The 13,125-nt window shown below is 60.8% G+C and carries 11 protein-coding genes; 5 read left to right on the top strand and 6 right to left on the bottom strand.

Translation table 11 applies throughout. The annotated features are described in order from the left end of the window. Positions 1 to 13: 13 nt before the first annotated feature. Entirely contained in the window at positions 14 to 322 is a 309-nt protein-coding gene (locus tag AC1DNK_RS06685; protein WP_477940125.1) for an AzlD family protein, read from the bottom strand. A gap of 2 nt (positions 323 to 324) precedes the next feature. Beyond that, positions 325 to 1,044, bottom strand: a complete 720-nt coding sequence (locus AC1DNK_RS06680; RefSeq protein WP_112387451.1) for an AzlC family ABC transporter permease — start codon at positions 1,042 to 1,044, stop codon at positions 325 to 327. A 128-nt stretch (positions 1,045 to 1,172) separates the two neighbouring features. Between AC1DNK_RS06680 and AC1DNK_RS06675 the strand changes: the two genes are divergently transcribed. Continuing rightward, a complete protein-coding gene (locus AC1DNK_RS06675; protein ID WP_112387009.1) occupies positions 1,173 to 1,421 on the top strand; it encodes a DUF2164 domain-containing protein in 249 nt (82 codons plus the stop codon). Positions 1,422 to 1,424: 3 nt separating this feature from the next. On the opposite strand, the gene pncA is transcribed toward AC1DNK_RS06675, so the two are convergent. Together pncA and AC1DNK_RS06665 are read right to left on the bottom strand one after the other, a co-directional pair. After that, entirely contained in the window at positions 1,425 to 2,051 is a 627-nt protein-coding gene (gene pncA / locus AC1DNK_RS06670) for a bifunctional nicotinamidase/pyrazinamidase (RefSeq protein WP_477940124.1), read from the bottom strand. 223 nt (positions 2,052 to 2,274) lie between these two features. Next, a complete protein-coding gene (locus AC1DNK_RS06665; RefSeq protein WP_477940122.1) occupies positions 2,275 to 2,826 on the bottom strand; it encodes a hypothetical protein in 552 nt (183 codons plus the stop codon). A gap of 713 nt (positions 2,827 to 3,539) precedes the next feature. Here AC1DNK_RS06665 and AC1DNK_RS06660 point away from each other — a divergent pair. Then, a complete protein-coding gene (locus tag AC1DNK_RS06660; protein WP_112387011.1) occupies positions 3,540 to 3,887 on the top strand; it encodes a hypothetical protein in 348 nt (115 codons plus the stop codon). Positions 3,888 to 4,006: 119 nt separating this feature from the next. Then, entirely contained in the window at positions 4,007 to 5,086 is a 1,080-nt protein-coding gene (locus tag AC1DNK_RS06655; protein WP_477940120.1) for a type I restriction endonuclease, read from the top strand. Here the strand turns inward: AC1DNK_RS06655 and AC1DNK_RS06650 are convergent. Next, positions 5,083 to 7,539, bottom strand: a complete 2,457-nt coding sequence (locus AC1DNK_RS06650) for an ATP-dependent helicase (RefSeq protein WP_477940119.1) — start codon at positions 7,537 to 7,539, stop codon at positions 5,083 to 5,085. The two genes, AC1DNK_RS06655 and AC1DNK_RS06650, sit on opposite strands and share 4 nt — an antisense overlap. Positions 7,540 to 7,607: 68 nt before the next feature. Next, the gene (locus tag AC1DNK_RS06645) at positions 7,608 to 8,285 is read right to left on the bottom strand and encodes a YoaK family protein (protein WP_477940118.1); all 678 of its coding nucleotides are present in this window, start codon (positions 8,283 to 8,285) and stop codon (positions 7,608 to 7,610) included. 287 nt (positions 8,286 to 8,572) lie between these two features. On the opposite strand from AC1DNK_RS06645, the gene AC1DNK_RS06640 reads away from it, so the two are divergent. Further along, positions 8,573 to 9,769 (top strand): efflux RND transporter periplasmic adaptor subunit, encoded by a 1,197-nt coding sequence (locus AC1DNK_RS06640; RefSeq protein WP_477940116.1) that lies wholly within the window; start codon positions 8,573 to 8,575, stop codon positions 9,767 to 9,769. Beyond that, on the top strand, positions 9,766 to 12,918 hold the full coding sequence (locus AC1DNK_RS06635) for an efflux RND transporter permease subunit (protein WP_112537729.1): 3,153 nt from the start codon (positions 9,766 to 9,768) through the stop codon (positions 12,916 to 12,918). The genes AC1DNK_RS06640 and AC1DNK_RS06635 overlap by 4 nt, the downstream gene beginning before the upstream one ends. Positions 12,919 to 13,125: the final 207 nt, after the last annotated feature.

Here is a 13,125-nt window from a genome sequence, read left to right as displayed (position 1 = left end):
CCGCCCTTTTTCATTACATGCCGATCGTGTGGCGCCAGACCATGACGATGACCCAGGCGACGCCCAGCATCCACATATGTGAATAGCGCAGGCCGATGACCAGCGCGGCGGCGAGCGCCAGCTTCGAATCCCAGCCGCCGTCGAAGAAGGCGGGGGCGACGAGCGTGGTCAGGACCGCTGCCGGGACGGCATTCAGCGCCGCTTCCATGCGCGGCGGGATGCGCTTCATCGTGGTGATCAATACATAGCCGCCGATACGTGTCGCATAGGTGGCGATGGCGGCCGCGATGATGACCAGGACCATGTGAAGATCGAATTCCATGATCAGACCTCGTGCGGTTCGTTGGCCGGTTCTGGCTGGTGGACGGCGGGAAGCGGCAGGACGGCGGCGAGCACGATGCCTGCTGCTGCACCGAGGCTGACATGCCAGGGCGAGCCGACGAGATGATAGGCGATAACAGAGGCGACGGCACTGACCGCTGCGACCGGCAGGAAGTTGTCACGGCTGCGGAAGCCGAGAACGATGCCCAGGAAATAGGCGGGCAGCAGGATATCGAGGCCAAGGGTCTTGGGATCGCCGATGAAGCTGCCGAGCACGCCGCCGAGCAGGCTGATCAGCACCCAGGGAACGTAGATGATGATGCCGAAGCCGAAGTACCATGCAAAGGTGACCTGCCTCCCGGATTCGCTGCGCTTGACGGTCTCGGCAAACTGCGGATCGACCAGCAGGAAGAAGGTGAAGAATTTCTGCAGCGCCGTGAAATGGCGGATGTGCTTGGCGATCGCCGCCGAATAGAGAACGTGGCGGAAATTGACGGCGAGGATCGAGGCGATGATGACCCAGGCAGGGACGTTTCCGCCAAAAAGCTCGATGCCGACCATCTGGCTGGCGCCAGCATAGACCGTGGCGCTCATGAAGGTGAGCTCGGCAAGCGACATGCCGTGATCGGCGGCAAGGGCGCCGAACAGCGCACCGAAAGGGGCGGAGGCGAGGGCCACGGCAGAGCCGCCCCGCAAGCCGTCAACGAATTCCGACCGACTCATCGGCATGCATGCTTCCTTTTTCTCGAATAGGCTTCCTCTAGGAGGCAAAGGCTGCCGCCGCAATCGAATTTCCTTGATTGAACGATTGATTTCGCTGAACGGTGGGCTGCAAACCACGGAGACAGCAGATGGTCGCGATCGAGTTTTCAAAGGATGAGAAGGCGCAGCTGATGGCGAGTATCCAGCATTTCTTCGATGCCGAACTCGATCAATCCATCGGTATCATCAAGGCGGAGCTGGTGATGGATTTCTTCGCCAAGGAGGTCGGGGCGGCCTATTACAAGAAGGGGCTGCAGGATGCGCATGCGGCTTTCGCCAAGCGCGCCGAGGATCTGGCCGACGATATCTACGGGCTGGAACGGGCAGCGACCGACTGAGGCTCAGCCTTCGAGCACGTCGCGGCTGTCGATGATGGCAATGCCGCGGAATTTCATCTCGGCGATTGCGGTCGCGACACCCTCGGGCGTGATGCCACGGCTGGCATCCTCGATGAAGCGCACCCGGACGCCGGGGATCATGTCCAGCGCGTCGATGGCCGAGAACTTGACGCAGTAGTCGGTCGCCAGGCCGCAGACGTCGAGATCGGTGACGCCCTGGTCCTCAAGGAAATCGGAAAGGCCTGTCGAGGCGTCGTGATCGTTGTCGCGGAAGGCGGAGTAGCTGTCGACGCGCGGATCTTCGCCCTTCTGCTGGATGAGATCGATCTCTTCGGCCTTCAGTTCCGGATGCAGCTCGGAATCGATGGTGTACTGGACACAGTGATCAGGCCACATCATCTGCGGCTTGCCTGCAAGCTCGCCCATCTCGAAGGGCTGCTTGCCGGGATGGGAGGAGGCGAAGCTGCCGTGACCTGGCGGATGCCAGTCCTGCGAGGCAACGATGAGCTGGTATTTTCCGCTGTCGATCAGGCGGTTCGCGACCGCCACCACCTTGTCGCCCTCGGGAACAGGAAGATTGCCGCCGGGACAAAAGCCATTCTGGATATCGACGAGCAGAAGAGCTCTCATGCAAGGACTCCGTCAAAGCGTGCCGTCCGCAATCGGGATCGTGAGTATCCACCGATTAGTGGGGGGCTGGCGCTCAGCATGCAAGCCCTATTTTTCGGGTATTTCGATTGATGGTGCGGTACTTTAAGCAGTTCCGCCAATCTGACGGCGCCGCGAAATGCTGCGGCCTTCTTCAAACAATGGTCTTCACCGGCAAGGCTCCCCCGGCGGAGCCTAGCACGGGTCAGATAGCCTGGATTTCGCCCTGATGGTCTGCCGCATCAGCGGCGGCCGGCGAAGAGCCGTAGGTACTCTGGTAAGCCTGCTGCGATTTCTGGATATCGGTCAGCATATTGGTCAGGAACTGATCGTCTTCGCCGCCGGAGGCATCGCCTGAAAGGGCCTGCGTATCGCCGGAGAGGATTTCGTCTGTCGTCAGCTTGCCGTCGCCATTGGCGTCGAGCGAGGCGAGAATGCCCTGCGGGCCGCTTGCATCGCTGCTGGTGTCACTGCCGTCATCGCTGGCGCCGCTATCGGACTGCTGCTGCATCTGCAGCATCATGTTGAGGATATCGGCGGTGATGCGCTGCACGACGTCTGTGGTGGAACCGCTGTCGTCGTCACTGCTGGTGGAGGACGCCTTCGCAGTACTGTTGGCGGTCGTCGAAGCACCGGTGGAAATGTTTGCCGCTGCAAGCTCGTCGGCGGAGATAATGCCGTCGCCGTTCTTGTCGAGGCTCGAAATCGGGGACTGATACTGGGTGAGGGCGCTGCCCAAGGATGAAACGCTGGTCACTGGAACCTCCTTTGCGAGTTCTTCGTGAAGCCCGGTCTTCATGGCCGGACAGGAGCCGGGCTAAGCCGATTTGCGGAGGTGGTCAAAGCGACGTTTTGACAGGGGATAACTGCCATTGACGGATGGCGGCGACGCAGTTTAATCTTTCGTTTACCGTATTTATTTCATTGAAATCGTTATTGAATTTTTGTCTGCCGCGGTGGAATCTATGTGCTGTTGGCGTCCGCCGGTTGCGCATGGCCAGCCGTCTCGGCAGCCAGCGGGTGCAATGCGCTGTTTGACGCTGCTTGTGCTGCTGCGGCAAATTGTCGGGCGATTTTGCGCGTCCCGCGCGGCGGAAGAATCAGCACGCTCGTTTCCGTTCGCCGAAAACAATGAAGGCGCGAACCCCGGCCCGCGCCTCCGCTTCGTTCGCATCAAGGGCTCAAGTTCCGATGATCCTGTTGCAAGCCATGGCGATGCCCGGATTGCCGAGCACGACGGCCAGGAGCGCGAGGGCGATCATCGGCAGCGAGTAGCGTTTCATCTGCATCCTCCTTTGCCAGCCCGCGCGCAGTATGCGGGAAGAGGCGCCGTGGACGAAGTCACGAATGGGTGACATCGCCGATGCCCGGGCCACCGAAGCTTCGTGGCGCGCGGCACCTGCAGACGGGCTCTTGCCGATCCCGCCCATTTCTGCCTTTCTTTCGATGACCGTCATCGGGAGGAGAGCGATGGCCGAGCCGGACCCTGAGGAGAAGATCGATTCGACGTTCCGCAACGGTTCGCTGACCGCGGCCGGGATCATCCTCGGCTTCTCACTGAATTTCATCGGCCGCTGGGTCTCGAACCCGAACGACTGGAGCCGCATCGACATCGTGCCAATGGTCTTCCTGACCATCGGCATCGCCATCCAGGTCAAGGTCTTCGCCGACCTTCTCGCCCGCGACTCGCTGATCGCCGCCAAATACGACCGCTCACGCCGGCTGTTTCTGATCGGACTGGTGATCGTGGCGCTGGGGATGGGGATCGCGCTGCTGAATGATATCCTGGGATTGGGGTCGATGCAGATGCTGGGATGAGCGCGCGGAGGTCGATGCACCTTATACGTGGGTGGTGTTGAAAAAATTCGCGCTCGCCTGGATTGCTCTTTTGATGGGCTGAATTAATACTTCTCCGTGCAGAGCCGGAGGGGTCTTTCATGTCGTTTAAAGAGCATGTCGCAGAACTGTCGAAGAGAGCTATTTCCGCCCAAAACATAGCGCTGACTGAAGAGGCAACCAAAAATGCCTTGGTTATGCCGTTTCTAAGAACTCTTGGATTCGACGTGTTCGATCCAACACAGATTGTTCCGGAGTTTGTCGCGGATGTGGGACTAAAGAAGGGCGAAAAGGTCGATTACGCAGTCAAGATCAAAGGGAAGATTGAATATATCCTGGAAGCAAAAGCCGTCAGCGCCAACCTCTCAGAGGCTCAATACAGCCAGCTCTATCGGTATTTCTCGACCACCGATTGCTCGATTGCCATTCTGACGAACGGAATTCAGATTTGGTTTTTTACCGATCTCGACGCAGCCAACAAGCTCGACACCAATCCGTTCTTCAAATTTGATCTGTTTGACTACAATGACAATGACCTGAAAGAGCTCGAGAAATTTCATCACGATAAATTTTCGATTGAGGACATCAAAAGTTCCGCCAGCACTCTTAAGCGGATGAAGGCTGCCATCAGTTCGATCGAAGCTCAGTTCAATGAGCCGGATGATGAATTCGTTCGAATGATCTCGCGAGGTTTCTATGATGGAAAGCTGACAGCGTCGGTTGTGCTTGAATTCAAGCCTATCATCAAGCGCGCGTTCGAGGACCTTGTCCGGCAGAAAATCCAAAAGCGCCTGACCGCCGCCTTCAACGAGAACGTCAACATTCCAACGATCAAGGACATCGATTCAGTCACCCAACTGACTGAGGATGCTGACGGCATCGAAACAACCCAGGAAGAAATTGACGGCTTCAACATCGTGCGTGCTATCGGTGCTGAAGTTGCCGATATCGACAGGATCGTCATGCGTGATCAGAAGTCATATTGCGGCATCAATTTCGACGACAACAATCGAAAGCCGATCGTTCGGCTGCATTTGAATGGCAAGACGAAGTTTCTTACCATCTTCGATGCCGACAAGGCAGGAAGCCGGTTTGACGTCGTGCAGGTCACCGACATCTTCAAAGCGAAGAACCAGATTGTTTCGGTGATCCAGTCTTATCTAAAGAATGGCGCCAGCTAAACCCGCTCCACAAACCCATCAAGCACGCGCTTCTGCCCCGCCCGGTCGAAATCGATCGTCAGCTTGTTGCCCTCGATGCCGGTAATGTTGCCGTTGCCGAACTTCATGTGGAAGACGCGGTCGCCGGTGCTGAATTTCGAGGGCTCGGCAGAGGTCGATTTGGCGACGAGTTCGCCTTCGATGGTGCGGCCCTTGGGGCCGCTTTCGCCATAGCCGATGCGCTCGACGGCGTGGCCGGAGCGGCTGCCCCAGTTGTCGCGGGTGGCTTCGGTCTTGTTCTGCTGGGCGCGCTTCCAGCCGGGTGTCGAATAGGAATTGGAGAAGGGATCCGACTTGTCGAAGCGCGACTGGCCATAGCCGCCGCGGCCGTAACCGCCGTAGCTCTGCTCGACTTCGGCGACTTCGACGTGGCTTTCCGGCAATTCGTCGAGGAAACGCGAGGGGATCGTCGATTGCCAGAGGCCGTGGATGCGGCGGTTGGAGACGAACCAGATGTGGCAGCGGCGCTTGGCCCGGGTGATGCCAACATAGGCGAGGCGGCGTTCTTCCTCGAGGCCGGCGCGGCCGCTTTCGTCGAGCGAGCGCTGATGCGGGAAGAGGCCTTCCTCCCAGCCGGGCAGGAAGACGGTTTCGAATTCCAGACCCTTGGCGGAGTGCAGCGTCATGATCGAGACGGCGTCGAGGTTCTCGTTCTGCTCGACATCCATGACCAGCGAGACGTGCTCGAGGAAGCCGCGCATCGATTCGAAACTGTCCATCGAGCGGATCAGTTCCTTCAGGTTGTCGAGGCGTCCGGGCGCTTCGGCGCTCTTGTCGTTCTTCCACATATCGGTATAGCCCGACTCTTCGAGGATCTGCTCGGCGAGATCGGTATGCGGAGTTCTTTCAAGCATTTCCTGCCATCGGCGGAACGATTGAATCACGTCGAACAGCGCTTTGCGGGCTTTCGGCTTCAGTTCGTCGGTCTCGATCATGTCGGCGGCTGCCGCCAGCATCGGGATGTCGCGGGCGCGGGCATAATCGTGCAGGGCGCGCACCGTGGTGTCGCCGAGGCCGCGCTTCGGCGTGTTGATGATGCGCTCGAAAGCCAGATCGTCGGAAGGCTGCGCGACGAGGCGGAAATAGGCCATCGCATCGCGGATTTCGAGACGCTCGTAGAAGCGCGGGCCGCCGATGACGCGGTAGTTGAGACCAAGCGTCACGAAGCGGTCTTCGAACTCGCGCATCTGGAAGGAGGCGCGCACCAGGATCGCCATGTCGTTCAGATTGTGCTTGTCGCGCTGGAGCTGCTCGATCTCTTCGCCGATGGCGCGGGCTTCCTCTTCCGAGTCCCAGGAGGCATGCACCTGCACCTTGACGTCGTCAGGGTCGGAGCGATCGGTGAACAGCGTCTTGCCGAGGCGGCCCTCGTTATGGGTAATCAGGTGGGCGGCGGCGCCCAGAATATGGGCCGTCGAGCGGTAGTTGCGCTCCAGCTTGATGACCTTGGCGCCCGGGAAATCCTTCTCGAAGCGCAGGATATTGTCCACCTCGGCGCCGCGCCAGCCATAGATCGACTGGTCGTCGTCACCGACACAGCAGACATTCTGCGGCTCGCCCTTGGGACGCTGCGCCAGCAGCCGCAGCCACATATATTGGGCGGTGTTGGTGTCCTGATACTCGTCGACGAGGATGTAACGGAAGCGGCCGTGATATTCCTTCAGCAGATCCGGGTTCTTGCGGAAGATATGGATCGGATGCATCAGCAGGTCGCCGAAATCGCAGGCGTTCAGCGTCGACAGGCGATTCTGGTAGGCGAAATAGAGCTCACGGCCGCGGCCATTGGCAAAGGCGCGGGCATCGCCTTCGGGAATATCGGCGGGGCTGAGGCCCTTGTTCTTCCAGGTGTCGATCATCCCGGCGAACTGCTTGGCCGGCCAGCGCTTATCGTCCAAGCCTTCGGCCTGGATCAGCTGCTTGATGAGGCGCACGACGTCGTCGGTATCGAGAATGGTGAAATCGGAGCGCAGGCCGACCAGCTCGGCATGGCGGCGGAGCAGCTTGACGCCGATCGAGTGGAAGGTGCCGAGCCAGGGCATGCCCTCGACGGCGCCGCCGACCAGATGGGCGATACGCTCCTTCATCTCGCGGGCTGCCTTGTTGGTGAAGGTGACGGCGAGGATCTGCGAGGGGAAGGCGCTGTTGGTGTTCAAGATGTGAGCGATGCGGGTGGTCAGCACCCGTGTCTTGCCGGTGCCGGCGCCGGCGAGCACCAGGACGGGGCCTTGAAGCGTTTCGACGGCTTCTGTCTGTTCCGGGTTGAGGCCCGAGAGATAGTCCGGCTTCTGGTTTGCGCCATTTCGCGCCGCCATGGCGCGAGCCGCGAGGCCGCCACCTTGCGCGGCGGGGACCGGCTTGCGCGGTGCCTGCGGCTCTTCGTCGAAGAAGGGAATATCGTCGAAACTATTGCTCATGCCGCGTAATGTAGTGATTCGGTATCGAAAGACCAGAAAAGATGTTCTGCTTCCGTACCCCCAGGCTTTTATGGAGTTTGCTGTTGCTGGAAGGCCAGCGTCACCGAAACCAGCGCCAGGAGCGGCGGAAGGGCGAAACACCAGATGCCCACGAGGACATAAGCCAGTGCTGCCAGTCCACAGCCGAGCGCGAAGGAGGCGACGGCTAGCGCCATCTTCGAGAGCCGGGTTTTTACCGGTGCAGCAGCGTCAACGGGCGTTCCCTGCGCCAGGTCGGCGAGATCGATCATCATCTGCGTCGTCGTGCCGGTCATCAGCGTTGTCGGCGGCGCGCTGGCTAGATGGATGCGGTGCACGGCATTCTGAATGGCCATGGCGACCACCAGCAGCATGCCGGTGACAACAAGCGGCAGGCCGTCCGGGTTGGCAAACGGGCCAAGGCGGATCGCCATGACAGCGGCGGCGATCAGGAACAGGAGCTTCAGGATCAGCATCAGCCGCAGGCTGCGGTCTTCGACCGTTCCGGTGCGGCGGGTGACATAACGCAGCAGAAAGATCGTCAGGCAGAAGACCGGCAGCGCCAGAAGCTTGGCGATGATGCCCGATGTCCCCGATATCAGCGCCGCACCCAGCGTCACGAAGTTGCCGGTGACGTGGGCGGTGAACAATCCGCCGAGCGCCAGGAAGCCCGCGGTATCGACATAGCCGCCGGTGAAACTCAGCAGGAAGGGAAGGGCGCGGCGCATGGTTCTGCCTTATTCTGGGGAGGAGTGTCGCCGGTTTTATTGCGCTTTTCTGGTGCTGCTAAAGAAGTGAACGGTAAAATTTCCCGAATAATCGCTCATTCTCAAGCAAAAGTGACTTGCATCGCCTCTTTCCGGGGCGCGTCCAGATTACAATTCTGTAATGACGGACGGATACGCTTGAAGCCGGTTTGTAAAGGGGTGATATTGCCGCAGACAGGCGGGAATCTTGCCCCATACGCCTCTTTCGACCGACCCTGGTCCAACCTCGAGTCCCTCTGGAGACGTGAATGGCTTTCTGGAAGCAGTTTATTCTTTCTATTATCGTGATTGCGGCCGGTTTTGCCGGATGGATATTTTTTGTGCCGGGTTCGGCTGACAGTTTGAGAAATGCCGGGGTTCCCGAAAGTCTCGTTTCAAAGATTTCCTCTTCGGAGAAAACCGCGGATGCAGCGGCGCCAGCGGCCGGCGAAGGCCAGAGCCGCGGTGAGGGCGGCAACCGGCGCAATGGCGGCGGACGAAACGGCGCCGTGCTGGTGGTGACCCAGGCCGTGGTGCAGGGTGTGGTCAACGATCAGTTGAGCGCCATCGGCACCGGCGATGCGATCCGCTCCGTCGCCGTGACACCGCAGGCGACGGGCACGTTACGCGAAATCCACATCAAGTCCGGCGACAAGGTGAAGGCCGGTCAGGTTCTGGCGACGCTCGACAGCGAAGAGCAGGTGATCGCAAAGGGCCAGGCCGAAGTGGCGCTGAAGGCAGCGCTTGAGAAGTCCAATCTCTACCACAACATCAAGTCCAGCGTGTCGCGCATGGATGTGTTCGATGCGGAGATCGCCGAGCAGGGTGCACGGCTACAGCTGCAGGCCGCCGATCTTAACCTGACGCGCCGCAATATCGTTGCGCCGATCGACGGCATCGTCGGCATCGTGCCGGTGAATATCGGCGACAACGTCACGACAAGCACGCCGATCGTGACGCTCGATGACCGCAGCGAGATCCTCGTCGATTTCTGGGTGCCGGAGCGGTTCGCCAACACGGTGTCTGTCGGCCAGCCAGTCGATGCGACTTCGGTTGCGCGGGCGGGCCAAGTGTTCTCTGGCTCGGTCGAGGCGGTCGACAACCGTATCGATGCCGCCAGCCGCACGCTGCGGATCCGGGCGCGTATCGACAATACATCTGACGAGCTTCGCGCCGGCATGTCCTTCAATGTCGGCATGAAGTTTGCGGGCGACAGATATCCGGCGGTCGATCCGCTGTCGGTCCAGTGGGATTCGCAGGGCTCCTTCGTCTGGCAGGTAAGCGATGGCAAGTCGCACAAGGTGCGCGTCAGCATCGTGCAGCGCAATCCGGACTTTGTTCTCGTCAAGGCCGATATCAAGGATGGCGACGCGATCGTCACCCAGGGCCTGCAGCGGGTACGTGAGGGCGGAGCGGTGCGCGTCAGCAACGAGGTTGYCTCCAGCAACGGAGTGGCAACCCAATGAGCGTGACCGAGATTCCCGAGCGCGCCTCCGGCAAGCAGAGTTTCACTGCGCTCTTCGTGCGCCGACCGATCCTGGCGCTGGTCTTCAATACACTGATGGTCGTCGCAGGCCTTGCCGCCTATGTCGGCGTCGAGGTGCGCGAACTGCCTGACGTCGATCGTCCCGTCGTCACCGTGCGCACGACATTCGATGGCGCCTCGCCGCAGACCATCGATCAGGAGTTGACGAAGGTGATCGAGGGCGCGGTTGCTCGCGTCAGCGGCCTCAAGTCGATCTCCTCGCAGTCGCAGTTCGGCCAGAGCCGGGTGACGCTGGAGTTTTCCGATTCCATCGATCTGGCGGTTGCCGCCAACGACGTGCGCGACGCGATCGGCCGCATCACCCAGAACCTGCCCGATGACGCGGATGCGCCGCAGATCGTCAAGGCGGATTCGGATTCGCAGGCGATCATGCGCCTCGCGGTGACATCCAGCACGCTCAACATGGACGACCTGACGCTGCTCGTCGAAAACGAGATCGTCGACCGGCTCGCTTCCGTCGATGGCGTTGCCGACGTCGAGGAATATGGCGACCAGGAGAAGGTGTTCCGTGTCGATGTCGATCAGAGCGCACTGGCTAGCCGCGGCCTGACGGTCGGGGATTTGACGCAGGCGCTCGCCAATTCGGCGCTTGACGTGCCTGCCGGCTCGCTGAAAAGCACGACGCAGGATATCGTCGTACGTGCCACGGCCAATCTGCAGACGCCGGAGGATTTCCAGAACGTCATCCTGCAGGATCGCGTCCGGCTCGGCGATGTCGCCACCGTCACGCTCGGACCGCGCGACGGCGAAACCGCGCTGCGCTCCAACGGCAATCCGGGCATCGGTCTCGGCATCATCCGCCAGGCGCAATCGAATACGCTGAACATCTCGACCGGTATCCACGCCGCCGTCGAGCAGCTGTCGAAGACGCTGCCGGAGGGCACCAAGATCGCCATTACTAGCGACGATGCCGTGTTCATCGACGGCGCGATCCATGAGGTCGAGCTGGCGCTGATTCTGGCTGCCGTCATCGTCACCGCCGTCATCTATCTCTTCCTGCGCGACTGGCGGGCAACGCTGATCCCGGCGGTCAGCATGCCGGTGGCGCTGATCGGCACGCTGGCGGCGATCTATATGGTCGGCTTCTCGATCAATATCCTGACGCTGCTGGCGATCGTGCTGGCGACGGGCCTCGTCGTGGACGATGCGATCGTCGTGCTCGAAAACATCGTCAGGCGGCGCTCCGAGGGGATGGGGCCGCGTGCTGCGGCCGTTCTCGGCACCCGCGAAGTGTTCTTCGCAGTCATCGCAACAACGGCAACGCTGGCCGCCGTGTTCATTCCGCTGTCATTCCTGCCGGGGCAGGTGGGCGGTCTCTTCCGCGAATTCGGCTTCGTGCTCGCCTTCTCGGTCGGCCTTTCATCGCTGGTGGCGCTGACGCTCTGCCCGATGCTGGCGTCGCGGATGCTGACCAAGCCGATGAAGGAAGATCATGGCCTGCTCGGCCGCTTCGGAACGCTGTTTGCCGACACCTATAAATGGGGTCTGCAGCGCTGCCTGAATGCGCCTTTCGTGGTCATCGTCGCTTCGCTGCTGTTCGGCTGCGCGGCGCTGATCGCCTTTTCGACGGTCAAGAGCGAGCTGACGCCGAATGAAGACCGCGCCATGGTGATGATGCGGCTGACGGCGCCGCAGGGCTCCAGCCTCGAGTATACGCGCGACAAGATGCAGCGCGTCGAGGAGTATCTGCAGCCGCTGGTCGATAGCGGCGATATCCGCAACGTCTTCTCGATTTCGGGACAGGGCGGCCAGGCCAATAGCGGCTTCATGGTGCTGACCCTTGCGCCCTGGGGCGAGCGCGAGCGGACACAGGCGGAGATCGTTCAGGATATCAACCAGGCGGCATCGCGCGTTCCGGCGCTGCGCGGCAACGCGATCTCGTCGAACAGCCTGCGCATCCGTGGTGCGGGCAACGGGTTGCAGCTGGCGCTGATCGGCAACAATTACGACGATCTCACGGCTTCGGCGCTGAAGCTTGTCCAGGCACTCGATGCCACCGGCCAGTATGACACGCCGCGCCTGACCAACGAGCCGTCACAGGCGCAGGTTTCCGTGGCGATCGACCGCGAGCGGGCATCCGATCTAGGCATCGATATCACCGGTCTTTCGACGGCGATCCAGTCGCTGCTGGAGGGGCGTTCGGTGGTCGATGTGTTCGTTGATGGTGAGTCCTATCCGGTGCTTCTGACCTCGACGACGCGGCCGATCGACGATCCGACCGATCTCGAAAACGTCTTCCTGAAAACCGGGGACGGCAAGATCGTGCCGATGTCGGTCATCGCCTCGCTGAAGGAAGGCTCGGTGGCGCCGCAGCTGAACCGCGAATCGCAGCTGGCCTCGGTGGCGATCACCGCGGGTCTGAAGGATGGCATGTCGCTCGGCGATGCCGTCAAGCAGGTCACCGAGATCGCAACGCCGCTGCTGCCGCCGGGCGCCCGGCTGCTGCCGCTGGCGGAAGCGGCGACGCTGGAGGAAAATTCCAGCGGCATGGCGCTGACCTTCGGCTTCGCGATCGTCATCATCTTCCTGGTGCTGGCGGCGCAGTTTGAAAGCGTACTGTCGTCGCTGATCATCATGTCGACGGTGCCGCTTGGCCTTGCCTGCGCGGTCTTTGCGTTGATCATCACCGGATCGAGCCTCAATATCTACAGCCAGATCGGCCTGGTGCTGCTCGTCGGCGTCATGGCGAAGAATGGCATCCTGATCGTCGAGTTTGCCAACCAGCTGCGCGATCATGGCGTAGCGGTGCGCGAGGCGATCGAGCGGGCCTGCGAGCTGCGCTTGCGCCCGGTCATGATGACGATGATCGCGACCATTCTTGGGGGCGTTCCGCTGGTCTTTGCGCATGGTGCCGGTGCCGAAGCCCGCGTCGCGCTTGGCTGGGTGATCGTCGGCGGGCTGGGTTTCGCAACGCTGGTGACGCTGTTCATCACCCCCGTCGCTTACCTTCTGATCGCCCGCTTCGCCAAGCCGCATGCCCATGAAGAGGCCCGGCTGCACGAGGAAATGTCGGATGCGGCGCGCCCGAAACCGGTGCCGGATCCGCAGCAGCTCCAGGCCGCCGAGTAGTGCATTGCAACTCTATTTCGAGAAGGTGCCGAGGCTCGTCCGCGGCACCTTTTTATAGTCAACGAGCAATTGCAAAACAGCGTGAATCAATTGCGAATGTTAGCCGTTTTTTAAGTATAAGCGGCAATGATCGCCTCGTGACCGATCAATGCCTCCAGCGTTTTTGGAGGTGCATTTTCCGCTGATTTTCAGCGCCCGAACATGACG

Source organism: Rhizobium sp. 01N424 (genome assembly GCF_056399485.1).
Note: the sequence above shows the minus strand (reverse complement) of the source record. Positions and strands in the feature narration are given on the sequence as shown.

Excerpts from the sequence above, each read along its gene's own strand:
- AC1DNK_RS06660 (WP_112387011.1), top strand. The coding sequence starts at position 3,540 with ATGGCCGAGCCGGACCCTGAGGAGAAGATCGATTCGACGTTCCGCAAC.
- AC1DNK_RS06650 (WP_477940119.1), bottom strand. The coding sequence starts at position 7,539 with ATGAGCAATAGTTTCGACGATATTCCCTTCTTCGACGAAGAGCCGCAG.
- AC1DNK_RS06675 (WP_112387009.1), top strand. The coding sequence starts at position 1,173 with ATGGTCGCGATCGAGTTTTCAAAGGATGAGAAGGCGCAGCTGATGGCG.
- AC1DNK_RS06655 (WP_477940120.1), top strand. The coding sequence starts at position 4,007 with ATGTCGTTTAAAGAGCATGTCGCAGAACTGTCGAAGAGAGCTATTTCC.
- AC1DNK_RS06680 (WP_112387451.1), bottom strand. The coding sequence starts at position 1,044 with ATGAGTCGGTCGGAATTCGTTGACGGCTTGCGGGGCGGCTCTGCCGTG.
- pncA (WP_477940124.1), bottom strand. The coding sequence starts at position 2,051 with ATGAGAGCTCTTCTGCTCGTCGATATCCAGAATGGCTTTTGTCCCGGC.
- AC1DNK_RS06635 (WP_112537729.1), top strand. The coding sequence starts at position 9,766 with ATGAGCGTGACCGAGATTCCCGAGCGCGCCTCCGGCAAGCAGAGTTTC.
- AC1DNK_RS06645 (WP_477940118.1), bottom strand. The coding sequence starts at position 8,285 with ATGCGCCGCGCCCTTCCCTTCCTGCTGAGTTTCACCGGCGGCTATGTC.
- AC1DNK_RS06685 (WP_477940125.1), bottom strand. The coding sequence starts at position 322 with ATGGAATTCGATCTTCACATGGTCCTGGTCATCATCGCGGCCGCCATC.